General features: G+C 73.3%; 15 protein-coding genes. 13 read left to right on the forward strand and 2 right to left on the reverse strand.

The genetic code is table 11. The annotated features are described in order from the left end of the window. Positions 1-34: 34 nt before the first annotated feature. The gene (locus AB0G16_RS20995) at positions 35-1,237 is read right to left on the reverse strand and encodes a cytochrome P450 (protein ID WP_362807196.1); all 1,203 of its coding nucleotides are present in this window, start codon (positions 1,235-1,237) and stop codon (positions 35-37) included. Then, on the reverse strand, positions 1,227-2,879 hold the full coding sequence (locus AB0G16_RS21000) for a non-ribosomal peptide synthetase (protein WP_362807198.1): 1,653 nt from the start codon (positions 2,877-2,879) through the stop codon (positions 1,227-1,229). The genes AB0G16_RS20995 and AB0G16_RS21000 overlap by 11 nt, the downstream gene beginning before the upstream one ends. A 131-nt stretch (positions 2,880-3,010) precedes the next feature. Between AB0G16_RS21000 and AB0G16_RS21005 the strand changes: the two genes are divergently transcribed. The 13 genes from AB0G16_RS21005 to AB0G16_RS21065 are packed head-to-tail and all read left to right on the forward strand — an operon-like array spanning position 3,011 to position 23,895. Continuing rightward, positions 3,011-4,027 (forward strand): 2-ketoarginine methyltransferase, encoded by a 1,017-nt coding sequence (locus tag AB0G16_RS21005; RefSeq protein WP_362807200.1) that lies wholly within the window; start codon positions 3,011-3,013, stop codon positions 4,025-4,027. 26 nt (positions 4,028-4,053) lie between these two features. Next, positions 4,054-5,313, forward strand: a complete 1,260-nt coding sequence (locus tag AB0G16_RS21010) for an MFS transporter (protein ID WP_362807202.1) — start codon at positions 4,054-4,056, stop codon at positions 5,311-5,313. Between the two features lie 20 nt (positions 5,314-5,333). Continuing rightward, the gene (locus AB0G16_RS21015) at positions 5,334-6,794 is read left to right on the forward strand and encodes a lyase family protein (protein ID WP_362807205.1); all 1,461 of its coding nucleotides are present in this window, start codon (positions 5,334-5,336) and stop codon (positions 6,792-6,794) included. Beyond that, complete coding sequence (locus tag AB0G16_RS21020; RefSeq protein WP_362807208.1) at positions 6,791-7,675, forward strand: hypothetical protein; 885 nt, start codon at positions 6,791-6,793, stop codon at positions 7,673-7,675. The genes AB0G16_RS21015 and AB0G16_RS21020 overlap by 4 nt, the downstream gene beginning before the upstream one ends. Beyond that, positions 7,665-9,863 carry a pyridoxal-phosphate dependent enzyme gene (locus AB0G16_RS21025; RefSeq protein WP_362807210.1) on the forward strand — a complete coding sequence of 733 codons (2,199 nt, stop codon included), beginning with the start codon at positions 7,665-7,667 and terminating at the stop codon, positions 9,861-9,863. Before AB0G16_RS21020 ends, AB0G16_RS21025 begins: the two co-directional genes overlap by 11 nt. Next, the gene (locus AB0G16_RS21030) at positions 9,860-10,882 is read left to right on the forward strand and encodes a GntG family PLP-dependent aldolase (RefSeq protein ID WP_362807213.1); all 1,023 of its coding nucleotides are present in this window, start codon (positions 9,860-9,862) and stop codon (positions 10,880-10,882) included. The genes AB0G16_RS21025 and AB0G16_RS21030 overlap by 4 nt, the downstream gene beginning before the upstream one ends. Before the next feature lie 4 nt (positions 10,883-10,886). Then, positions 10,887-11,072 (forward strand): MbtH family NRPS accessory protein, encoded by a 186-nt coding sequence (locus tag AB0G16_RS21035; RefSeq protein ID WP_362807216.1) that lies wholly within the window; start codon positions 10,887-10,889, stop codon positions 11,070-11,072. Then, a complete protein-coding gene (locus AB0G16_RS21040; protein WP_362807219.1) occupies positions 11,069-12,166 on the forward strand; it encodes a beta-methylarginine biosynthesis bifunctional aminotransferase in 1,098 nt (365 codons plus the stop codon). The genes AB0G16_RS21035 and AB0G16_RS21040 overlap by 4 nt, the downstream gene beginning before the upstream one ends. Continuing rightward, positions 12,163-13,617, forward strand: coding sequence for an amino acid adenylation domain-containing protein (locus AB0G16_RS21045; RefSeq protein ID WP_362807222.1), 1,455 nt, complete (start codon positions 12,163-12,165; stop codon positions 13,615-13,617). The genes AB0G16_RS21040 and AB0G16_RS21045 overlap by 4 nt, the downstream gene beginning before the upstream one ends. Continuing rightward, complete coding sequence (locus AB0G16_RS21050; RefSeq protein WP_362807224.1) at positions 13,617-13,871, forward strand: hypothetical protein; 255 nt, start codon at positions 13,617-13,619, stop codon at positions 13,869-13,871. The genes AB0G16_RS21045 and AB0G16_RS21050 overlap by 1 nt, the downstream gene beginning before the upstream one ends. After that, complete coding sequence (locus AB0G16_RS21055) at positions 13,868-19,036, forward strand: amino acid adenylation domain-containing protein (RefSeq protein ID WP_362807226.1); 5,169 nt, start codon at positions 13,868-13,870, stop codon at positions 19,034-19,036. Before AB0G16_RS21050 ends, AB0G16_RS21055 begins: the two co-directional genes overlap by 4 nt. Further along, positions 19,033-20,508, forward strand: coding sequence for an AMP-binding protein (locus tag AB0G16_RS21060; RefSeq protein ID WP_362807228.1), 1,476 nt, complete (start codon positions 19,033-19,035; stop codon positions 20,506-20,508). Before AB0G16_RS21055 ends, AB0G16_RS21060 begins: the two co-directional genes overlap by 4 nt. A gap of 3 nt (positions 20,509-20,511) precedes the next feature. Continuing rightward, positions 20,512-23,895, forward strand: a complete 3,384-nt coding sequence (locus AB0G16_RS21065; protein WP_362807231.1) for an amino acid adenylation domain-containing protein — start codon at positions 20,512-20,514, stop codon at positions 23,893-23,895. The last annotated feature ends 94 nt before the right edge of the window (positions 23,896-23,989 follow it).

The raw sequence follows: 23,989 nt of genomic DNA on the forward strand, positions 1-23,989 counted from the left end.
GCTCAGGGGTCGATCGGCTCAGGGGTCGATCGGCTCAGGGGTCGATCGGCTCAGGGGTCGATCGGCTCAGGGAGAGCGGCAACCGGCCGGGACCGCCGATGACCGGGGATTCCAGGAACTCGGGCGCGCCGTCGAGGGCGACCCGGCCGACCCGGCCGGTGAACTCACGGAGGATCGCCCTGATCTCCAGCCGGGCGAGCTGGGTGCCGACGCAGTAGTGCGGGCCGAACCCCAGGGTCAGGTGCTGGTTCGGGGCGCGGGTCAGGTCGAAGACGTCGGGCCGGGGGAAGTGCGCGCCGTCCCTGTTGGCGGAGGGGAGCCAGCAGACCAGGAGGTCGCCCGCGGCGATGGCGCGGCCGCCGAGCTCGGCGGGGCGGGTGGCGCGCCGCATCGTGTGCGTGCCGGTGGAGGTCCAGCGGAGGATCTCCTCGATGGCGGGGTCGGCGAACCGCTCGAAGTCCGCGCGGAGCAGTTCCCACTGGGCGGGGTGTTCGAGCAGGGCCAGCATGCCGGCGGCCAGCGTCTGCCTGACGTTCTCCGTGGCCCCCACGAACAGGCTGTCGCAGTTGAGCACCACGTCCTCGACGGGCAGGAGCTCGCCGTCCAGCCTGACCCGCGTCAGCACGCTCACCAGGTCCTCGCCGGGTTCGTCGCGGCGGCGCTCGGCCAGGTCGGTGAAGTACTCCAGGATCTCCAGGTGGGCGAGGCTGCGCTCGGTCGGCGTGTCGGCGCAGAACGCGGCCGTCGCCCATCCGACGAGGTCGGGCCGGTCCGTCGCGGGGATGTCCATGAACGAGCAGACCACCTCGACGGGCAGCTTGGCCGCCACGTCGGTCACGAAGTCGATCCGGCCGGCGGCCAGGCACTCCCCCACGATGGCGCTCGCCGTACGCTCCATCGACTCGGCCAGCCGGCGCAGGGCGCGGGGGGCGAACCAGTTCGCGACGGCGCCGCGCAGCGCCTGGTGCCGTCCGGGGTCGGACAGCGCCAGCGTCCGGCCGCCGCCGGGGTCGGCTCCCTGTTCCAGCGGCCTGAGCAGGATGCCGGAGGAGGAGCTGTAGGCGTCCGCGTCCCGCAGCACCTCCTTGATCTCGTCGTAGCGCGTCAGCGACCAGAATCCGGGGAAGGCCCCGGGTTCGTGCCGGTGGACCGGGGCGTGCTCGCGCATCCACGCCCAGATCTCGTGCTGCCTGCCCGTCCGGTAGGTCGAGCCCAGCAGGAGGGCGTCAGGCTCCATCCCGTCCTCCTATCAGCGCGAGCTGCTCGTCCAGCGTGCTGTGCCGGTAGAGCTCCCTGGCGGTGATCCGGCGTCCCGCCACGGCGCTGAGCGTGCGGGCGAGCTTCAGGACGGACAGCGAGTTGCCGCCGAGCCCGAAGAAGTTGGCCCCCTCCATCGCCTGCACCGGGCTGACGCCGAGCACCGTCGCCCAGGCTCCGGCGATCCGCCCGGCCAGGGTGCCGTCGTCGGCCTCCACCGGGGCGGGGAGCGCGTCGGCCAGCAGCCGTTCCCGGTCGACCTTGTCGTGCGCCGTGCGCGGGAGCGTCTCCACGACGAGCACGTGGTCGGGCACCAGCGCCGGGCCCAGCAGCTCGGCGACCCGCGCGCGCACCCCGGCCGCCCGGCCCACCACGAAGGCGTAGCAGGTCGAGTTCGCCGCGTCGTAGGCGACGGCGGCGGCGAGCACGCCGGGGGCCGCCGCCACGGCCGCCTCGATCGTCTCCAGGGTGACGCGCACCCCGCGCATCTTGATCTCGTTGTCCAGCCGTCCCACGAACTCCAGCTCGCCGTCCGCCCGCCGGCGTCCGAGGTCGCCGGTGAGGTAGCGTCCGCCGGCGAACCTGGCCGCGGTCTCCTCGGGGTCGCCGACGTACCCGGCGCTCACCCCGGGGCCGCTGACGGCGATCTGCCCGACCTCGCCGTCGGGTACGGCGCGCAGCCGGTCGTCCAGCAGCTCGATCTCCGTGCCCGGGATGGGGAAGCCGATGGCCGGGGGCGCGGGGCTGTCGTAGGTGCGGTAGGAGGCCCAGATCGTGCACTCCGTCGGGCCGTACTCGTTGCAGAGCGGCACCTTCGGCAGGAGCGCGAAGTGCTGGTCGATGACCGCCCGGGTGAGCGCCTCCCCCGCCACGACCATGAGCTTCAGCGCGGGCCGCCGGTCCGCCAGCACCGGCAGCAGCTCGGCGTGCAGGCTCGGCACGGTGATGGTGTGGGTGACGGCGTGCCGTTCGATCAGGTCGGCGATGGCGTCGGGGTCGCGCCGCTCGGCCTCGTCCGCGATCACCAGGTGGCCGCCCGCGGCGAGGGTCCCCCAGATCGACGCCATCGCACCGTCGAAGTGCAGGGGGAAGAGCAGGAGCGAGACGGGGACTCCGGACCGGCCGTGGACCGCGAACCGGGCCCCGGTGGAATACGCGAGATTGCCGCGGGAGATGGACACCCCTTTGGGTCGTCCGGAACTACCAGAAGTGTGCAGGAGGTATATCTCTTCACCGACGGGCGAAGGAACGAACCGGTCATCACGGTGCAATTCGCCAGTTAGCGGATCTATCACCAGCTGGATTCCGGCCGTTTTTCTAAGATCAAATCTTAGGCCCTCGGGGTTTTCCGGATTCAGCACCGCGAACGAATGCCCCGCCGACGATATCCCGAGCATGGCGACAATCGCCGCGATGCTCCGATGGCCCTCGATCCCGATTCTCTGCGGCGGTAAACCGGTTAACTCCCTTACCAGTTCCAGTGCCCTGTCACTCAACTCGCCATAGTCAACGGTTTCGTCCCCCAGTGTGACGGCGGGGTGACGAGGGCGCTCCCGGGCAATCGTCAAAACCGCCCGGTCCACGGATAGATCGCGACATAGATGCACGTCAGCCTCACCCATGGCGCGAAACCGTATCACACGCTAGCCGATCCGACATCTCTTTCATATACCCATTGCAGTCCCTATCCTTGTTCGCTATGGTCCTTTACGGCTCAGGGTAAACATCTCTTTGACACCGCTCGGGGGACGCCGTGCTACGAGATTTCGAGATTCGGACAATCGCCGCTATCCAACCGATTCGGCAGTTCTTTCTGGCACAGGTTCTTGAGTATTCAATGACCAGCGGTCTCATGGATGCCCTCACGGGGGAGCGGAAGCTCGACGACCTCGCGGCGGGGCTCTCCCTCGACAGCGAGCGTGTCGCCGGCCTCCTACGCTACCTCGCGGCCGAGGGCATCGTCATTGACCCCGAGCGCCAACCCGAGCTCACCGCGAAGGGGCGTGAATTCCTCGCCTTCCGCCCCTGGTACGAGCTGCTGATCGGCGGCTACGGCGGCACCCTCCTGGAATTGCCCGAGGTGATGGCCGACCGGAACGTCTACGCCTCGCGCAACGGCACGATGGTGGGCCGCGGCAGCTGCGGCATAAGCCGTCACGACGCCATCCCGCTGGTCCACGACCTGCTGGCCACGCTGCCGGCGCCCCCGGACGCGGTGATCGACCTGGGCTGCGGGGACGGCACCTTCCTGCTCGACCTGTGCGCCGGGGGCGTGCGCGGCATCGGCGCGGACCCCGACGAGGGCAACATCGCCAACGCCAGGGCCGCCGCGGCCGAACGCGGCATGGACGGGCACGTGGAGTTCGTGGTCGACACCGCCGAGGGCTACATCGCCCACGCCGCCACGGCCGCGGCCTCGCCCTGCTTCGTCACGGCCTTCTCCCTGCAGGAGGTCCTGGAGCAGCAGGGCCGCCCGGCCGTCGTCGAGGTGGTGCGCACGGCGATCGGCGCGACCGCCGGTGCCCACCTGGCGATCGTCGAGGTGGACCACAGGCCGCTCGACCCGGGGGTGACCCGCCACGGGCTGGGCCTGGCGTACTACAACCCGTACTACCTGATCCACCAGATCACCAGGCAGCGGCTGGAGCGCCGGGAGTTCTGGGAGGAGCTGATCGAGGAGGCGGGCGGCGAGCTCGTGGCGCGCGCGACGACCGATCCCGGTGTCGACTCGACAGGCCTCGAACTCGGCTTCCTGGTCCGTCAGAAGTAGCCCTCCCCAACGGCGAGAGAGTCTCCGTGGCATCGACCTCCACCGGGCTGTTCAGGCTGCCCGACTTCCGTAACCTCTGGTTCGGCCAGACCTCCTCCATGTTCGCCGCGAACATGATCGCGGTGATGTTCCCGTTGCTGGCCACCCTGACGCTGGACGCCTCGGTGTTCGAGGTGGGCCTGCTGGCCGCGTCGGGGCACGTCCCGGTCCTCCTGGTGAGCCTGTTCGCCGGCGCCTGGCTGGATCGCCGGCCCAAGCGGCCGATCGTGATCGCGGCCGACGGTGCCCGCGCCGTCCTGCTCGTCGTCATCCCGGTGGCCGGGTGGCAGGGCTGGCTGAGCGTGCCGCTCCTGGTCGCGGTGGCCTTCGGCGTCGGATTGTGCAGCGTGGTCGCCGACATCGGCAGCGCCTCCCTGCTGCCCGAGCTGGTCGAGCCGGAGGATCTGGTGGAGGGCAACGCCAAGCTGGAGCTGAGCGCCTCGGCCGCCGGCATCGGCGGCCACGCCCTCGCGGGCGTCGTCTTCCAGTTCCTGGCCGGGCCGGTCTCCATGGTGGTCAACTCGGCGCTGTTCGCGCTCTCCGCCGTCTTCACCGCCCTGATCAGGAAGAGGGAGGAGCCGGTCGAGGCCGAGGAGGGCCGATCGATCCGGCGCGACATCGTGGAGGGCGTCCGCTTCGTCGCCGGGCACCTGACCGTGCGGACGCTGATCCTCGCCACGCTGATCGTCAACTTCTTCACCGCGCTGGCCGAACCCGCCGCCCTGACCTTCGTCACCAGGACGCTGGGCATCGAGGCGTTCTGGGTGGGCGTGATCTTCGCGGCGTCCGGCGCGGGCGCGCTGATCGGCGCGCTGGCCGCCACCTCGGTCAGCAGGCGGCTGCCGCTCGGCCGGCTGCTCGTCCTGACCTCCACGCTGGCCGCGCTCGCCTCGCTCCTCACGCCGCTGGCCACGCTGATGCCCGTGCCGCTCGCGATCACCCTGATGGTCGCGATGTACACCGTGGACGCGGCCCTCGTCGTGATCTACAGCATCAACGTGCGCAGTCTCCGGGCGGCGGTCACGCCGGACGAGTTCCAGGGCCGGATGAACGCCGCCAGCCGCATGGCCGTCATGGGCCTCGTCCCGATCGGCGTGCTGCTGGGCGGCGTCCTGGGCAGCTTCGCCGGCGTCACCATGACGCTGGTCATCGCCTCGATCGGCATGCTGGGCACCCCGATCCTGCTCGCCCTCTCGCACGTGCGGAAGGTGGAGCGCGTCCCGGAGAGAACCCGGGAGGCGGGGTGAGCGACCGGTGGAGCGGGCGCGTGAGCGGCGGCCCCGGCCGCCTGCTCCGCGAGGAGGTGCTCGACCCGCAGTTCCGTCACGAGGTGGCCCACCTGCTGCCCTCCTACGTGGCCATCGAGCTGGCGCTGGTCGCGGAGTACGTCAGGATGGCCGTGATCCGCCCGGAGGAGGGGCGGGCGCTCGCCGCCGCCCTGAGGTCGATCACCGCCGCCGACATGGAGGACCGCCGGCAGGAATGCCTGTCGGACCTCGCGCTGGCCATGGAACGCCTGGTGGGTGAGCGGTCGGCGTCGGCGGTACCGGCCTGGCACGTCGACAGGAGCCGCAACGACCTGCAGGCCTGCGCGCAGCTCATGGCGGGCAGGCGGCTCCTCGTCGAGCTGGCGGCCGACCTGGACGGGCTGATCGAGGCGGTCCTCGGCAACGCCGCCCGCTCGGCGGAGCTGCCGATGCCCGGCCACACCCACTTCCAGGCCGCCCAGATCATGAGCCCCGGGTTCTACCTGGCCGCCCTCGCCGACCGGCTGCTGCGCAGGTCCTCGCGGATGCTGGCGACCTTCGACGAGATCGACGCCTGCCCGCTGGGCAGCGGTGCGATGTCCGGGCAGGAACTCGGCTGGGACCGCGACCGCCTCGCCACCCTGCTGGGGTTCGCGCGCGCGGAACCGCTGGCGCTGAACGGGGTGGCCTCCCGCGAGTGGGCGGCCGAGCTGACCGCGGAGCTGAGCCTGCTGGGCTCGCTGCTCAGCCGCTTCTGCACCGACCTGCTGACGTGGGGCGGCGCCGGCCACGGCTTCTTCGACCTGCCGGACGCGCTGTCGGGGATATCCGCGGCGATGCCGCAGAAGCGGAACTTCCCGGTGCTCGAACGCGTGCGGGGCAGGACCGCGCACCTGGCCGCCTTCCACGTCGACGTGCTGCTCGGGCAGCGCAACACGCCCTACACCAACCTGGTCGAGGTCTCCAAGGAGGCGGGGACGCACGTCCGCGCGGCCTTCGAGACCGGCCGTTCGGCCCTGCTGCTCCTCACCGAGGTGCTGCGCGGCCTGGAATGGCGCGAGGAGCGCCTCCGGGCGGCCTGCTCCGAGGAGTTCTTCGGCGGGTTCAGCCTCGCCAACGCGCTCACCCTGCGGGCGGGGGTGCCGTGGCGGACCGCCCAGGTGATCGCCGGGGCGTACGTCACCCGCTCGCTCGCCGACGGCCGCCCGCCCGGCGCGCACGCCCCCGGGGTGCTGCGTGAGGCGGCCGGCGAGCACGGGTACGCCGTACCGGAGGCCGGGACCCTGCTGGCGGAGGCCTTCGACGTGGAGACCGCGCTGGAGCGCCTGACCTCGGCCGGGTCGGCCAACCCCCGGCAGGTCCTGGCGGCGCTGGCCGACCAGGCCGGGCGGCGGGAGCGGTCGTCCGCCCGGTGGGCGGCCAGGGCGCGGACGCTCGCCGGCGTTCCCGCCGGTCTCGACCGGGCGCTGGGGCTCACGTGATCGGAGTCGGCCAGGCCAGGGGGACCTTCGGGGAGCTGCTGCAGGGAGTGCTGCCCGACGGCGAGCACTTCCTCGTGACGCTGCCCGTCACGCAGGGGACCACCGCCTTCTTCACCCCCACGCCGGAGTCGCCGGCGGTCACGGTCGAGCCCGGCCACAAGCACAAGGCCCTGACGCTGGCCCGCCTGGCGCTGGACGTCCTCGGCCTGCCCGGGGGCGGGCACCTGCTGCTGACCGGGAACCTGCCGGAGGGCAAGGGGATGGCCAGTTCGTCGGCGGATCTGGTCGCGACGGCGCGGGCCGTGGCCGACGCCGCCGGCAGGGTCCTGACCGCCCCCGAGATCGAGGCGCTGCTGCGGGGCCTGGAGCCCACCGACGGGGTGATGTACGACCACATCGTCGCCTTCCACCACCGCGACGTGCGGCTGCGCAACACCCTCGGGTGCCTGCCCGGGCTGGTCATCGTCGGCTACGACGAGGGCGGCCAGGTGGACACCGTCGCCTACAACCGCGACCTCCCGGTGATCGGCCCGGCGACCCGGCGCGAGTACGCCCTGCTGCTCGACCGCCTGACCACCGCGGTGGCCCGCGGCGATCTGGCCACGGTCGGCGGGATCGCCACCCGCAGCGCCGAACTGCACGCGGGCCGGCACGGGCGGGACGCCTTCCGCCCGGTACGGCGGGCGTGCCGCGCCGCGGGCGGCCTCGGCGTCGTCGCGGCGCACAGCGGCACCATGCTGGGCGTCCTGCTCGCCGCCGACGACCCGGAGCTGGCCGCGAAGATCGACGACATCAGGGGTCGTTGTGCGTCGCTGGGCGGCAGGACCAGCGTGCACCGATCCGTCACGCTCACCGACGCGGGGGTCTCCGGTGCTTCATGAACACATAGGCAACACCCCGCTGGTCCGGCTCGGGCTCGGGCCGGCCTCCGTCCACGCCAAGCTGGAGCTGGCCAACCCGTTCGGGATGAAGGACCGGGTGGCCAGGAACATCATCGTGTCGGCCCGCAGGATCGGCGCGCTGGCCGAGGGCGCGCCGATCGTGGAGAGCTCCTCGGGGACGATGGCCCTGGGCGTCGCGCTGGTGGGGCGCTCCCTCGGGCACGCGGTGCACATCGTGACCGACCCCCGCATCGACCGGCTGACCTGGACCAAACTGCGCGCTCTCGGCTGTGAGGTGCACGTGGTGGAGGCGATGACGAGCCACGGCTGGCAGAGCGCGCGCCTGGAACGGCTGGAGGAGCTGATGGCCGGCCTGCCCGGGGCCTTCTGGCCCCGGCAGTACAGCAACGCCGACAACCCCGGCGCCTACCGCGAGCTGGCCGGGGAGCTCCTGACCGCCCTGGGGCGGGTCGACGTGCTGGTGGGGTCGGTGGGCAGCGGCGGTTCGCTGTGCGGCACCGCGCGGGCGCTGCGCCGGGACAACCCCGGGCTGCGGGTCGTCGGCGTGGACTGCGTGGGCAGCGCCCTGTTCGACCAGCCGGACCGGGCCGGGCGGCTGCAGAGCGGGCTCGGCAACAGCATCCGGCCGCAGAACCTCGACCACACGCTGATCGACGAGGTCCACTGGCTCAACGACCACGAGGCCTTCGCCGCCACCCTGGACCTCGCCGCGGAGGAGCAGATCTTCGGCGGCAACACCTCGGGCTCGGTCTACCAGGTGCTGAAGGACGTGGCCGGCCGCGTGGCGCCCGGGACCCGGGTCGTCGGCATCCTGCCCGACCGGGGGGACCGGTACGCCGAGACCATCTACGATCCCGGCTACTGGACCGAGCACCGCCTGACGTCGCTGCCCCGCGCGAGCGCCCCCACCGTGGTGCCCTACGGCACCGAGGTGTTCACCTGGTCCAGGGCCGAGGTCCGGCACGAGGCGCGAAGGCGCATGCTGTTCGTGGAGTCCAACACCACCGGCACCGGCATGCTCGCCCTCGCCGCCGCCCGCGAGCTGGGCGTCGAGCCGGTGCTGCTGACCGGCGCCCCCGAGCGGTACGCGGGGCTCGGCGACACCGGCTGCGACGTGGTCGTCTGCGACACCAACAGCCATGTCGAGCTCCGCGAGGTCGTCCAGAGCCGTTTCCACCGCGCCGACCTGGCCGCGATCACCACGACCAGCGACTTCTACGTCCCGGTGGTGGCCGAGCTGGCCGCCTGGCTGCACCTGCCGGGCAACCCCCCCGAGTCGGTCGCGATCTGCCGGGACAAGAGCAGGCTGCGGGCCGTCCTGGCCGAGGCGGGGGTGCGGCAGCCACGGTGGAGCAGGGTGACCGAGCCGGGACAGGTCGCCGCCGCCGTGGCCCTGGCCGGGCTGCCCTGCGTGGTCAAGCCCGCCGACGAGTCCGGCTCGCAGGACGTGCTGCTCTGCTGGGACGCCGGGCAGGCCGCCGCGCACGCGGAGGCCGTGCTGGCCAGGAAGGTCAACGTGCGCGGGCAGCCCACCGCGGGCGCCGTCCTCGTCGAGGAGTTCCTGGACGCGCCGGAGTACAGCGTCGAGATGTTCGGCCACGAGCTGGTCGGCGTCACCGCCAAGTCCGTGCGCGGCCTGCCGTACTTCGTGGAACACCAGCACCTGTTCCCCGCGCGGGTCGACCCCTCGGTGGCGGAGACCGTGCGGGCCGCGCTGATCGCCACCGGTCTCACGCTGGGGCCGTCGCACACGGAGGTCAAGCTGACCGCTCACGGACCCGCGATCGTGGAGATCAACCCCAGGCTCGCCGGCGGGATGATCCCGGAGCTGATCCGCCAGGTCACCGGCGTCGACCTGCTGCGGCAGCAGCTCCGCGCCGCCGCCGGGCTGCCGGTCGAGCTGGAACCGCTCTCGCACGGCCAGGGCGGGATCAGGTTCCTGCTGGCCGAGCGGGCCGGGCGGCTGGAGCGGGTCGAGGGCGTCGAGCGGGCGCTGGCCGTGCCGGGGGTGACGGCCGTGACCGTGACCGCCGTGCCCGGACAGGAGATCGGGCCGCCCCGGGACGCCTACGGGCGGCTGGGTCACGTCATCGCCGTCGGCGACGAGGCGGACAAGGCCCTGGTGGCGGCCGAGAACGAGATCCGATTCCTGCTGGAGACCTCATGATCGAGATGCGCAGCGACACCTTCACGCTGCCCACGGCCGCCATGCGGCGGGCCATGGCCGACGCCGAACTCGGCGACGACGTCTACGGCGAGGACCCGACGGTCAACGCCCTGGAGGAGCGCACGGCGGCGCTGCTGGGCGTCGAGGCCGCGTGCCTGATGCCGAGCGGCACCATGGCCAACCTCACCTCGATCATGACGCACTGCCCGCGCGGCTCCAAGGTGCTGGTCGGCGCGGAGACCGACGTCTACCTGTACGAGGCGTTCGGCGCGGCGGTGTGCGGCGGGGTGGGCTACGAGCCGCTGCGCAACGAGCCGGACGGGCGGATCGCGCTGGAGACGCTGGCCGCCGGGTTCCCGGAGGAGGAGGGGGACCCCCAGTTCGCGCCGGTCGGGCTGATCTGCCTGGAGAACACCCACAACCGGTGCGGCGGGCGGTTCCTCGGCCTGGACTACCTGGCCGAGGTGCGGGCCTTCGCCGACGGGCACGGGCTGCCCGTCCATCTGGACGGGGCGCGGCTGTTCAACGCCGCCGTGGGCCAGGGCGTCGAACCGTCGGTCATCGCCGGGTACGCCGATTCGGTGCAGTTCTGCCTGTCCAAGGGGCTCGGCGCGCCGATCGGGTCGATGGTCGCGGGAGGGGCTGCCTTCGTCCGCCGGGTCAGGACCGCCAGGAAGATGCTCGGCGGCGGCATGCGGCAGGCCGGGGTGATCGCGGCCGCCGGGCTGATCGCGCTGGAGACCTACCACCGGCTGGCCGAGGATCACGAGCACGCGAGGATCCTCGCCGAGGGGCTCGCCGAGCTGCCCGGCCTGGAGATCGAGCCGGCGCACGTGCAGACCAACATCGTCCTGTTCCGGGTACCCGGCCACGAGCCGGCCGAGCTCGTACGGACCCTTCGGGGTCTCGGGCTCGCGGTCGGCGAGTTCGGGCACGGCCGCGTCCGCGCCGTCACCCACTCCGGTGTCTCGCGCAAGGACGTCGACGACGCGTTGAACATCATGCGGAAGGTGGTTTGACCTCGTGAATTACCAGGTCGTCAGCAACGACGAGGAGCAGTACTCGATCTGGCCTGCCGAGCAGGCGATCCCGGCGGGCTGGCGTGCGAGCGGGTTCACCGGCGGCAAGGACGACTGCCTCGGCCACATCGCCACGGTATGGACCGACATGCGCCCGCTGAGCCTGCGACGGAAGCTGGGCGAGGCGTGAGCGGGCAGATCTCCGCGCTGCAGCGCAGGCTCAACTACGCCGAGGCGCACCCCGGGCGCGACTGGTCGATCCTGGTCGAGAACGTCCCCCAGTGGCCGGAGGGCTCGGCGCCGGCGGTCCCGCCCGCGGCGGGGACGATCCCCTACGGATACGCCCCTTCCCAGGGACACCCGCTGCTGCTGGAGGCGGTGGCCAAGCGTGAGCTGGTGAACGAGTCCAGCATCCTGATCACCGCCGGCGGCATGCACGCGGTCGGGCTGGTCCTGCGCGACCTCGCGGCTCTCGGCTACCGCACGGCGCTGCACGCCACACCGGTCTTCGTCGGCGTCCACGATCTCATGCGCGCCGCCGGGATACGCGCCAGGGCGCTGCCGCTGACCGGGACCCCGGCCGACCTGGCGCTCCTGCTGGCCGAGGTGGACGGGCCGACGGTCGTCTACGTCAACCTGCCGCACAACCCGACCGGCGCGGTTCTCGAACCCGGCTACCTCGACGTGCTGGGCGAACTCGCCGCCCGCCCCGAGGTGTTCGTCCTGTACGACGCCGTCTACGACTCCTTCGACTTCCGCGCCGAGCCGGTCCCCGCCCCGGTGGAGCTGGCCACGTCCGGCCCGCGGATGGCCGTGGTCAACTCGGCCTCGAAGAAGCTGGGCCGCCCCGGTGACCGGATCGGCTGGGTGGTGGCCGCCCCCTCGGTGATCGACCGGCTGGTACCGCGCCTGGAGTGGGAGCTCGTGGCCGTCAGCGGCCAGGCGCAGCACGCCGCCGCCGCCGCGCTGACCATGGGCAACATGGCCCTGGTCGAGGCGGTACGACGCGGCCGCGACGCCTTCGCCGCCGCCGCCGCGGGGACGCGGCTCGACACGCCGCTCCCCCCCGGGGGGACACAGATCTGGCTGGATCTGAAGGTGCCCGACGTGGAGGCGTTCGCGGACTTCGCGCTGGAGCGTCACGGGCTGGTGCTGACGACCTCGGCCAACTACGCGCCGGTGATCGGCGGGCACATCCGCTTCCCGACGGGGATCCCCGGTGAGCGGATCCGGGCGGCGCTCGCCGCGCTGGCCGAAGCGGTCGCCGACTGGGAGCGCCGGTGACCGGTTTCGCCGCGACGCACCGGCTCTTCGACACGGTCGCCGCGGAGCGCCCCTCGGCGGTCGCGGTTGAGGCGCCCGACGGCGAGCTGACGTTCGCCGAACTGGACGCCCGCTCGCGCGCGCTCGCCGCCGACCTGCGGGGACGCGGGATCGGGGCCGAGGACGTGGTGGCCGTCAAGTGCGCCAGGAGCACCTGGCTGATCGTCGCCATGCTGGGGGTGTGGCGCGCGGGTGCCGCCTTCCTGCTCCTGGACCCCACCGAGCCGGAGGCCCGCATCGCCGAGAAGCTGGCCCTGGCCGGGGCGAAGGCGGTGATCGGCGACGACTGGCCGTCCGGTCAGGCGCGGAGCGCGCCGGAGGAGACGCGACCGGGCGTGCCGGAGGAGGTCCACCCGCGCCTGCTGGCGTACGTGGTGTTCACCTCGGGGTCCACCGGCTCGCCCAAGGGCGTCCTCATCGAGCACCTGGGGCTGGCCGAGCACGTGCTGACCCAGCTCGCCCCGGCCTACCGGAAGGTCGCCGCCGACGGCACGCTCCGGGTCGGCGGCGGCGCCCCGGTCACCTTCGACTCCTTCATCGACCAGGTGCTGCCGACCATCGCGCTCGGCCACCGGCTGGTGCTCTTCGACGAGATGGAGCGCCGCGACCCGGGCAGTTTCCTGACCGGGAACCTGGACGTGGTGGACTGCTCCCCCTCGCAGCTGGCGCTGCTGGTGGAGTTCGGCCTGCTGGACGAGCCGCTGGACCTGCTGGTCTTCGGCGGGGAGAAACCCGGCGCCGAGCTGTGGAAGGCGCTGCGCGCCTCCGGCACGACCGCGATCAGCATCTACGGCGCGACCGAGTGCTCGATCGGCTCCGTCGAGGCCGAGGTGCACGAGACCGAACGGGTCTGCCTGGGGTTCCCGGCGGGCTCCGCCACCGCCTACGTGCTCGGTCCCGACCTGCTCCCGGTACGGCCCGGCGAGCCCGGCGAGATCTACCTGGGCGGCCCCGGTGTCGGCCGGGGGTACCTGGGCGACGCCCGGCAGACGGCCCGCTCCTTCCTGCCCGACCCGTTCGCCGGGGAGCCCGGCGTCCGCATGTACCGGACGGGTGACCTGGGGCGGGTCGGCGAGGACGGCCGCCTGGAGTTCCTGGGGCGGGCGGACGACCAGCTCAAGATCAGCGGGTACCGGATCGAGCCCGGCGAGGTCGAGAGCGTCCTGGACGGCCTGGCCGGGGTCCGCAGGTCCGCCGTGGTCCCCGCCGGTACGGGCGGGCGCATGTCACACCTGGTCGCCTACGTCGAGGCCGCCGAAGGCTTCGACGCCGACGAGGTGCGGGCGCGGCTGGCGGAACGGCTGCCCGGCTACCTGGTGCCCAGGCGGATCGTGCCCGTCGAGGCGATCCCGCTCACCCACAACGGCAAGACCGACAGGAAGCGGCTCGCGGCGATGAACGGGGAACGGTGATGATCACGTCCGGCGAGGTGGTGACGAGCGTCCGCGGCGAGGACCTGCTCGATCGCGTCGAGCGCCTTCGCCACGTCCTGCTGACCCTCACCTCGAGGGGGACGACGCTCAGCGTCCCCCTGGAGCGGGCCGAGGTCGACGGCGACCGGGTCCGGCTGTGGGGGACGTTCACGCTGGACCGGGTGCCGGTGCGCTGTGTCGCCGACCTCTCCCTGCGCACCGGCGCGGGCATCCTCACGGGGGAGGCGGCATGACGGACAGGCAGGAACGGCTCCGCCGGATCATGGCCCGGCGGCGGGCCGAGGCCGAGGCCCGGCCCGACGCGCCTCGGCGCGTCGGCGCGGACGAGGTGGTGCCCGCCTCCTACGCCCAGCGCCGGCTGCTCTTCATCCACCAGCTCGCCGGGCCGAGCGCCGCGTACAACGTGCCGCTGGTCTTCGGGCTGACCGGCCCGCTCTCGGTGACCGTCCTGCGTGAGGCGTTCGCGGAGGTGTACGGCAGGCACGAGGCGCTGCGCACCCGCTTCACCCGCGCCGGCGACGGCACGATCGTCCAGGTCGCCGGCGCGCCCGTGGACCTCGTCGTCGAGGAGTCGGGCTCGTGGCCGGAGGCGGTCGCGCGGGCGGCCGAGGTGGCGGCGGAGCCGTTCACCCCGCTGGACGCCGACCTGTCCCGGCTTCTCGTGATCAGGGTCGGCCCGGAGCTGCACCTGCTGGTCCTGGTCCTGCACCACGCGCTGTCGGACGGCTGGTCGGAGCGGATCCTGCTGGAGGAGCTCACCACCCGCTACACCGGCGGGGAGCTCGCTCCCGCCGGGCCGCAGTACCGCGACCACACCGCCTGGGAGTACGAGTTCGCCGCCTCCGGGGGGTTCGAACCGGGGCTGCGGTACTGGTCGGAGCGGCTGGCCGCGGCACCGGCCCTGCTCACCGTGCCGGGCGACCGCCCGCGCCCGGCACGGCCCTCCGGCCGTGGCGACACGCTGGCGTTCGAGCTGGGCGTCGAGCCCGAGGCGATGGAGAACGCCTCGCCCTTCATGACGGCGACCGCCGCCTTCGCCGCGCTGCTCCGCGTCCACACCGGTGCCACGGACGTGATCATGGGCGTGCCGGTGGCCAACCGGGACTGGCCGGGGGCGGAGCGGACCTACGGGCTCTTCGTGAACACCGTCGCGCTGCGCCTGGCCGTGACCGGCGCGAGCACGCCGCGCGAGCTGGTGGCGGCGGCCCGCGACGAGCTGCTGGCCGCCCAGGACCACCAGCGGGTCCCCTTCGACGCGGTGGTGGACCGGGTCGGCGCGCGCCGCGACCCCTCGGCGCCCCCTCTGGTCCAGGTGATGTGCAACCTGGAGGATCCCCCGGCGCCCTTCCGGCTGGGGCCGGTGCGGGCCGAGCCGGTGCGGATCGAGACGGCGACGGCCAAGTTCGACCTCAGCCTGCACCTGGCGCTGCCGGGCCGGGCCACGCTGGAGTACGCCACCGACCTGTACGACCGCGCCACGATCGAACGGCTCGCCGGGCACTACCGGCGGGTCCTGCGCGCCTTCGCCGAGCATCCCGACCGGCCGCTCCGCGAGCTGGCCCTGTGCGCCGGCGAGGAGGAGGTGGACCTGGCCGCGGCCCTCGCCCTGGTGCCGGGCCGGGCGGAGGCCGCCTACCTGCTGGACGACGACGGCAACGCGGTGCCGCCCGGCGTGGTGGGCGAGCTCTGTTTCGCCACGACCACGGACACGACCACGGACACGACCACGGACACGACCACCGACACCGGCACCGACACCGGCACCGGCACCGGCACGACCGCGGGCACCGGCACGACCGCGCCGCGCCGCTCCGGCCACCTGGCCAGGCGACTGGCCGACGGCCGGCTGGAGTACGCGGGGGCCCGTGACCGGGCGGTGACGATCGACGGCGTCCGTGTCGCCCCCGACCTGATCGAGCGGGCGATCCCGGGCCGGTCGGCCGTCGTGCCCACGCCCGCGGGCCTGGTGGCCTTCGCGGAGGAGCCGGAGGGGCTGCGGGAGTTCCTCGCCGGGCGCTTCCCGCGCGCCTGGCTCCCGGTGGCCGTCCACCGCCTGCCGGAGGGCGAGATCGACCGCGCGGCGCTGGCGGCCCACGAGCCGGAGGAGGAGGGGGACTGGAACCCGACCGAACGCCGGATCGGCGACCTCTGGTCCGAGGTGCTCGGCAGGCCGGTGGGGCGGCTGGACGACTTCTTCGCCTCCGGCGGCCACTCGCTCCTCGCCATCAAGGCGGTGGCCAGGATCCGCGACCGGTGGGGCGTGGAGGTCCCGCTGCGCCTGCTCTTCGACGAGCCGACGGTCGCGGGGTTCGCCGCCCGGCTCGACCGGCTCGCCCCGGAACGGGTGATCCCGATCGTCGCGCGCCCGCCGGGCACGCCGGCGCCGCTCTCCACGAACCAGGAACACCTGTGGTTCATGGAGCAGCTCCGCCCCGGGGACCCGATCTACACCGTCACCCAGGAGTACGAGCTCGACGGCGACCTCGACCCGCGCGCGCTGCGCCGGGCCCTCACCCGGGTCGTCGCCAGGCACGAGATCCTGCGCAGCCGGATCGACGTGCTGGACGGGCGTCCCGTCCAGATACCGGTCGAGGTGAGCGAGAGCGACCTGTGGGACAGCGGCACGGCGGTCGACCTCGCCTCCGGGCCGCTGATCAAGGCCGAGTTGCACGGCACGCGCCTTCGCCTGCACGTCCACCACATCGCCTACGACGAGTGGTCGGCCGCGATCCTCTACCGTGACCTGGCCGACGCCTACACGGGCGGGGAGCCGGCGCCGCTGCCCGTGCAGTACGGCGACTTCGCCCACTGGCAGCGCGCCACCCACACCGCCGAGAGGGAGGCCGCCGGCCTCGCCTACTGGCGGGAGTACCTGGCGGGCGCGCCCACCGTGCTGGAACTCCCCCAGGACCGTCCCCGGCCGGCCGTGCGGACCTTCGCGGGCGGGACCGAGCACCACCGGGTCGGCCCGGACGTCGCCGGGCACCTGGCCAAGCTGGGCGCCGAGGAGGGCGCCACGCTCTTCATGACGCTGCTGACCGCCTTCACGGTGCTCATGCACCGGTACGCGCGAACCGGCGACCTGCTCGTCGGCACCGGGGTCTCCGGCAGGCAGGCGGCCGAGGTGGAGGAGCAGATCGGCTACTTCCTCAACGTCATGGTCGTCCGCTCGACCGTCACGGAGCACACCACCTTCCGTGAGCTGCTGCGGGAGACCAGGCGGCGGCTGCTGGAGGGGTACGGCTTCCGGGACCTGCCCTTCGCCAGGCTCGTCGAGCACCTGGTGCCCGAGCGCTCGGCCAGCTTCAGCCCGCTCACCCAGGTCGTCTTCAACCTGCGGGACGACGACGAGGCGATGCCCGTGCTGCCCGGCGTGCGGGTGAGGCCGGTTCCGCGTGACGACACGCCCCTGGACATGGACCTTCTGCTCTCGATGCGCCGGGACGCGGAGGGGCTGGAGATCCGGGTCGACTACAGCCGCGACATCTGGGAGGCGGGCACCGCGCGGCGGCTGGCGCGCCATCTGGAGACCCTGCTCGAGTCGATCGTCGCCGACCCCGACCGGCCGGTGCTCCGGCTCTCCCTGACGAGCGCGGCCGAGCGGGCCGAACTGCTGCGGTCGGCGGCCGGGGCGGACCGCGCGCCGGCCGTCTCGCTGGTCCACCACCTGTTCGAGGAGCAGGCCGTGCGCACTCCCGACGCCGTCGCGCTCGTGCACGGGTCGGAGCAGCTCACCTACGGGCGGCTGGACGCCGAGGCCAACGAGCTCGCCCACCGGCTGCGTGAGCTCGGCGTGGGCGCCGACCGGGTGGTGGGCGTGCACGCCGACCGGTCGATCGAGATGTTCGTCGGGGTGCTCGGCGCGCTCAAGGCGGGCGGGGCCTACATGCCGCTCGATCCGGGCCAGCCGCTCGCCCGCCTGCGCGACCTGGTCGCCGCGACCGGCGCGGTCGCCGTGGTCACCCAGCCGGCGCTCCAGGGCGTCGACCTGGGCGCGCCGGTCGTCGTGGCGGACGGTCGCGCGCGGCCGGAGGCGCCGGAGTGCGACGCGTGGCCGCAGAGCCTGGCCTACGTCCACCACACCTCGGGTTCGACGGGCGCGCCGAAGGGGGTGGGCCACAGCCACGAGGCGATGGCCTCGCTCATGCTCTGGGACGGCGAGGACATCCCGGTACGGCGGGGCGGGGCCGTCCTGCAGTACAACTCGCTGACCTTCGACCCGTCCTTCCTGGAGATGTTCTCCGCCTGGCAGGTCGGCGCGCGGCTGGTCACCCTCGGCTCCGACGCCGTCCGCCGCGACGCGCGGGCGGTGCTCGGCCTGCTGGAGCGGGAGGAGATCGAACGCTGGGGCGCCGCCTACTCCGCCGTCCTCAACGTGGCGTCGCTGGCCCGGGGCGCACGCCTGGCGCTGCGCCGGCTGATCTCCGGCGGGGAGGCGCTGCGGATCACCCCGGACCTCGCCGCGTGGCTGGCGGAGCTGCCGGGCTGCCACCTGATCAACCACTACGGGCCGACCGAGGTCAACACGGCCAGCAGCCACGTGATGGAGACCGTGACCGAGGGCATGTCACCGCCCATCGGCAGGCCGGGCCACCGGACGCGGATCCACCTGCTGGACCCCTACGGCGAGCCGGCGCCGGCCGGGGTGCCCGCCGAGGTCTTCATCGGCGGGGCGCACCTGGCCAGGGGCTACCTGGGCAGGCCCGATCTGACGGCCGAGCGGTTCTGGCCCGATCCCTTCACCCCCGGTGAGCGGCTCTACCGGACCGGGGACCTGGCGCGCCTGCGGCCCGACGGTGAGCTGGAGTTCGCCGGCCGCGCCGACGCGCAGCTCAAGGTGCGCGGCCACCGGATCGAGCCGGAGGAGGTGGAGGCGTGCCTGGCCGAGGTGCCGGGGATCAGGGAGGCCGCCGTCACCGTCGCGGGGTCGCTGGTCGCGCTGCTGGTGGCCGACCGCGCCCCGGCGGCCGGGGAGCTGTCGGCCCTGCTGTCGGCCAAGCTCCCCGACTACATGGTGCCCGCCCGTTTCGTCACCGTGGACGCGTTGCCGAGGACGGGCAGCGGCAAGCTCGACCGGGCCGCGCTGCCGGCGCTCGCCGTCGTCGAGGACGGGGAGTCCGAGCCGCCCCGGGGTGAGTTCGAGCGGCGGATGGCGTCCCTGTGGGAGGGGGCGCTCGACCGGCGGGTGGGCAGGGACGACGACTTCTTCTCCCTGGGCGGGCACTCCCTGCTCGCCACCCGGCTCGTCGCCCTGGCCAGGGCCGAGTTCGGCCGGGAGATCTCGGTCGGCGACCTGTTCAACGCGCCCACCGTGTCCAGGTTCTGCGCCCTGGTCGCCACGCTTCCCGAGGAAGCCCCGATCCCGGTTCGCCGCCGCCGCGGGGGGGAGGCCCGATGACCGTCACCTCGATGTTCGGCTGGTTCGCCCGGTCCGCGGCGGAGTTCCCCGGTGAGACGGCGCTGGAGGTCGGGGCCGAACGGCTGACGTACGCGGAGCTGTCGGAGCTGGTCGACCGGTGCGCGGGGCGGATCCTGGAGCGGCTGGAGGGGCGGGTCCCCGGGCGGGTGGGGCTGCTCTGCGGCCGCACGGTGTCGGCATACGCCGGATATTTGTCCATTCTTCGGTTGGGTGCCACCCCGGTGCCGCTCAACCTGGGCTTCCCCGAGGCGCGCAACGCGGCCATCGCCCGTGCCGCAGCCCTCGACCTGGTCGTCCACGACGGGAACGACCACCTCGCTCCCACCGGCCTGGACCTCGGCGCGCGCGCCCTGGCGGAGCTCCCGCCCGCCGACCTGCCGCCGGGGCTGGTGGCCGGGCCCGACGACCTGGCCTACATCCTGTTCACCTCCGGGTCCACGGGCACCCCCAAGGGCGTCCCGCTGGCGCACCGCAACGTGGTCCCCTTCGTCGGCTACCTCGTCGGCCGCTACCCCGCCGGGCCCGGCGCCCGGATCTCCCAGGCCGCCGAGCTGACCTTCGACCCGTCCGTCCACGACATGTTCCTCGCCTGGGCGACGGGTGCCGCCCTGGTCGTCCCCAGCCGGCAGGAGCTCCTGGCCCCGGTCGAGTTCATCAACCGCAAGGCGCTGACCCACTGGTACTCGGTGCCGTCGATCATCTCCTCGGCCGACCGGCTCGGCGAGCTGCGTCCCGGCCGCATGCCCGGCCTGCGGTGGAGCATGTTCGCCGGGGAGCCCCTGACGCTCGGCCAGGCCCGCGCCTGGCGGGCGGCGGCGCCGAACAGCGAGCTCGACAACATCTACGGGCCGACCGAGCTGGCCGCGTGCTGCGACTACCGGCTCCCCGCCGATCCGGAGGCCTGGCCGTCGACCGCCAACGGGACCGTGCCCATCGGCGTGCCGTACACCGGGATGGAGCACGTCGTGGTGGACGGCGAGCTGCTCATGCGCGGCTCCCAGCGCTTCCCGGGCTACCTCGACCCGGCCGACAACGCCGGGCGCTTCCTGGTGGACGGCGAGGTCTGGCGGGAGGCGGCCACGCCGCCCGGCGACGCCTGGTACCGCACCGGCGACCTGGTGGAGGAGCGTGACGGCCTCCTGGTCCACTGCGGGCGCGGGGACCAGCAGCTCAAGATCAGGGGTTATCGCGTCGAGCTCGGCGAGATCGAGGCGGTGATGCGGGAGGTGCGCGGCGTGCGGGACGCGGTGGTGGCCGCGCACGAGGGCGAGTTGCGCGCGGCCTACACCGGGGCGGCGGAGCCGGGGCTCCTCGACGCGCTGGCCGTCCGGCTGCCCGCGTACATGATCCCGAATCTGGTGGAGCACTTCGACGAGCTCCCGATGAACTTCAACGGCAAGATCGACCGCGCCCTGGTCACGGCGGTCCTGTTCGACCGGGAAGAAGGCTGAGGCATGAGCGAGAACCTGACCGACCGGCTGGTCGTCCTCTTCCGTGAGGTGACCGGCGACGAGCGCCTGGGCCCGCACGACGACTTCTTCGACTTCGGCGACTCCATCCTGGCCGCCAAGGCGATCATGAGGATACGCCGGGAGTTCGACCGCAAGGCCCCGCTGAACTGGCTCTTCGAGCACCGTACCGCCGCGGCCCTGGCCGTCCCGCTCTCCGGCGAACCCGGCGGGACGGCGGGAGCGGAGGGGATGGCGGGGATCCCGCGTGCCGCACGGCCCGCCCCGCTCTCCTACGCCCAGCAGCGGCTGTGGTTCCTCCACCAGCTCGACCCGGAGGAGCCCGCCTACAACGAGCCGCTGGTCTACCGGGTGCGCGGCGACCTCGACCTGGACAGGCTCCGGGCGGCGCTGCACCGGGTGGTCGAGCGCCACGAGGCGCTGCGCACCGACTTCGTCCTGGACGGCGACGTGCCGGTGCAGGTGGTGAGGCAGGAGTGGGAGGTCGAGTTCGCGATCCTCGACGCCACCGAGGAGACCCTGCGCGAGCGGGTCGTCGCCGAGATCCGCCGCCCCTTCGACCTGGCGAACGCGCCGCTGGTGCGTGCCTGCGCCTTCCGGCTGGGCCCGCGTGAGTGGACGCTGCTGTTCACCATCCACCACATCGTCACCGACGGCTGGTCCAACTCGGTCTTCCTGGAGGACCTCGGCAGGGCCTACGCGAACAAGAGCGCCGAGCCGCTCCCCGTGCAGTTCTCCGACGTCGCCGCGTGGGAGCGCCGGACGGTCGAGAGGGACCTGGAGCCCCGGCTCGAACGCTGGGCGCGGGCCATGGAGGGCGTTCCGGGCACTCCGGCGCTCCGCGCCGACCGTCAGCGCCCACCGGCCCCCACCTACCCGGGTGAGGAGGTCCTGTTCGAGCTGAGCGACGAGGCGGTCGCCGAGACCGCCAGGACCTTCGGCGTCTCCACCTACACGCTGCTCCTGGCCGTCTTCACCGCCCTGCTGCACCGCTGGACCGGGGAGCGGGACCTGGTCGTGGGCACGCCGGTGGCCAACCGCCGCCACCCCGACCTGCAGGCCATGGTGAGCCTGTTCGTCAACACGCTGCCGATCCGCTCCCGCTACGACGGCGACCGCTCCTTCGCCGAGCACCTGGCGGAGATCGACGCCGCGGCGCGGCAGGCGATGGAGCTGGAGGACGTGCCCTTCGAGCGGATCGTCCAGCGACTCGGCCTCGGCGGCGGCGACGGCCTGGTGCAGGTGATGTTCGCCTACCAGAACACCTTCGACCGCAGGCTCGCGCTGGAGGGCCTGCGGGTCGAGATGACCCACGTCCACAACGCCGCCGCCCGCTTCGAGATGACGATGTTCGTCACGCAGGCACCCACCGGCGTGCTGGAGTGCGAGCTGGAGTACAACACCGACCTGTTCACCCGGCGGACGTGCGAGCGGTTCGTCACCGTCTACCGGATGCTGCTGGAGGAGGTCCTCGCCGACCCGCACCGGCCGCTGGGCGAGTACCCGCTGCTGCCGGAGCCCGAGCGGTCGCGGATCGCCGCCTGGAACGCCACCGAGGCCGGCTTCCCCGGGGACCGGTGCCTGCACACGCTGATCGAGGAGCGCGTGGACGCCCGGCCGGAGGCCGTCGCCGTGGTCTTCCGGGACCGGCGGCTCACCTACGCGGAGCTCGACGACCGCGCCGGCCAGCTGGCCCGCCGGCTGCGGGAGCTGGGCGTCGGCCCCGACGCGGTGGTCGGCGTCTGCATGGACCGGTCGGCCGAGATGGTCGTCGGGCTGCTGGGCATCCTCAAGGCGGGCGGCGCCTACCTCCCCCTCGATCCCGCGACACCGCGGCGGCGGCTCGACGTCATCGCCGGCGACGCGCGCTCCCGCTGGTGCCTGACGCTGGAGCGGCACCGCGACCAGGTGCCCGGGGTCGAGCACGTGCTGTTCCTCGACACCACCGACACGACCGGCACGACCGGCACGACCGGCACCACCGGCACGACCGGCACCGCCGACGCCGTGGACCGGGCGCACGCCGGACGGCCGCACGCCGGCGTCATGCCCGAACACCTGGTCTCGCTGTACTACACGTCCGGATCCACCGGCGCGCCCAAGGGAGTGGCCAGCACCCACCGCGGCTGGGTCAACCGGATGACGTGGATGCAGCGCGCCCACGACCTGCGTCCCGGCGAGACCGTGCTGCACAAGACCACGCTGACCTTCGACGACTCGGCGCTGGAGCTGTTCTGGCCGCTGCTCGCCGGCGGCAGGATCTGGCTGATCGAACCGGAACTCCACCGCGACCCGCAGGCCCTGCTGGCGGCCGCGGCCGCGAGCGGGACCGTGCACCTGCAGGTCGTGCCCTCCATGCTGTCCATGCTGGTCGACGCTCTGGAGGCGGGGGGCACCGCCGACCTCCCCGCGCTCCGCACGGTGGTCTCCAGCGGCGAGGCGCTCTCGGGCGACCTGGCCCGCCGCTTCCACCGGGTGCTCCCCGGCGTCAGGCTCGACAACACCTGGGGGGCCACCGAGGTCTCGATCGACTCGACCACCCACACCAGCGTCCCGGACGACTTCGCCGAACCCGGCACGGTCAGCCTCGGCGCGCCGTTCGACAACAACCGGGTCCACGTGCTCGACGAGCGGCTGCGGGAGGTGCCGATCGGCGTCGCCGGCGACCTGCACATCGCGGGCGTCGGGCTGGCCCGGGGCTACTTCGGCGATCCGGCCAAGACCGCCGCCGCCTTCCTGCCGAACCCCTTCGTCCCCGGCGAGCGCCTCTACCGGACCGGTGACCGGGGATACCGGCGCGAGGACGGCTCGCTGATGTTCCTCGGCCGCAGCGACCACCAGGTGAAGATCCGTGGCATGCGGGTCGAGCTGGGCGAGATCGAAGCCGTCCTGGCCGCCCATCCGGCGGTCAAGGAGTCCGTCGTCCTGGTGCGGAACGGCGGCGTGGTCGCGTACGTCACCGGCGCGGAGGTCACGGCCGGGGAGCTGCGCGAGCACTGCGCGACCTGGCTGCCCGGTCACATGCGGCCCGTTCACCACGTCCTGCTCGAACGGCTGCCCCTGACCCCCAACGGCAAGGTCGACCGGGCCGCCCTGCCCCTTCCCGACCCGGCCTCCGCCTCCGGCCACGAGCCGCCCAGCGGGCCGGTCCAGGAACTCGTCGCCCAGATCTGGAGCGAGATCCTGGGCACCGAGCGCGTCGGCGCCGACAGCGACTTCTTCGAACTGGGCGGCCACTCGCTGGCCGCGGCGCAGGTGGTGAACCGGTTGCGCCGGGAGCTGGGTCTTCAGGTGCCCGTCCGCTCCATCTTCGTCCGCCCCGCGCTGCGGGATCTGGCGGCCGAGGTGGAAGAACTGCTGCTCGCGTGAACCCGGTCACCGCGGCCCGGGCCCGCGTCTCCTCGTCGGCCCGTCGAAGCGGCGGACCGGGGAACCATCGCGTCCTTTCCCGACACGGTTCTCG

Origin of the sequence: Streptosporangium sp. NPDC023615, assembly GCF_040640155.1 — a bacterium.
GTDB lineage: Bacteria > Actinomycetota > Actinomycetes > Streptosporangiales > Streptosporangiaceae > Streptosporangium.

What these genes read in the sequence shown, in the direction of transcription:
- AB0G16_RS21060 (WP_362807228.1), top strand. Translation starts at nt 19,033, where the DNA reads ATGACCGTCACCTCGATGTTCGGCTGGTTCGCCCGGTCCGCGGCGGAG.
- AB0G16_RS21065 (WP_362807231.1), top strand. Translation starts at nt 20,512, where the DNA reads ATGAGCGAGAACCTGACCGACCGGCTGGTCGTCCTCTTCCGTGAGGTG.
- AB0G16_RS21000 (WP_362807198.1), bottom strand. Translation starts at nt 2,879, where the DNA reads ATGGGTGAGGCTGACGTGCATCTATGTCGCGATCTATCCGTGGACCGG.
- AB0G16_RS21050 (WP_362807224.1), top strand. Translation starts at nt 13,617, where the DNA reads ATGATCACGTCCGGCGAGGTGGTGACGAGCGTCCGCGGCGAGGACCTG.
- AB0G16_RS21055 (WP_362807226.1), top strand. Translation starts at nt 13,868, where the DNA reads ATGACGGACAGGCAGGAACGGCTCCGCCGGATCATGGCCCGGCGGCGG.
- AB0G16_RS21030 (WP_362807213.1), top strand. Translation starts at nt 9,860, where the DNA reads ATGATCGAGATGCGCAGCGACACCTTCACGCTGCCCACGGCCGCCATG.
- AB0G16_RS20995 (WP_362807196.1), bottom strand. Translation starts at nt 1,237, where the DNA reads ATGGAGCCTGACGCCCTCCTGCTGGGCTCGACCTACCGGACGGGCAGG.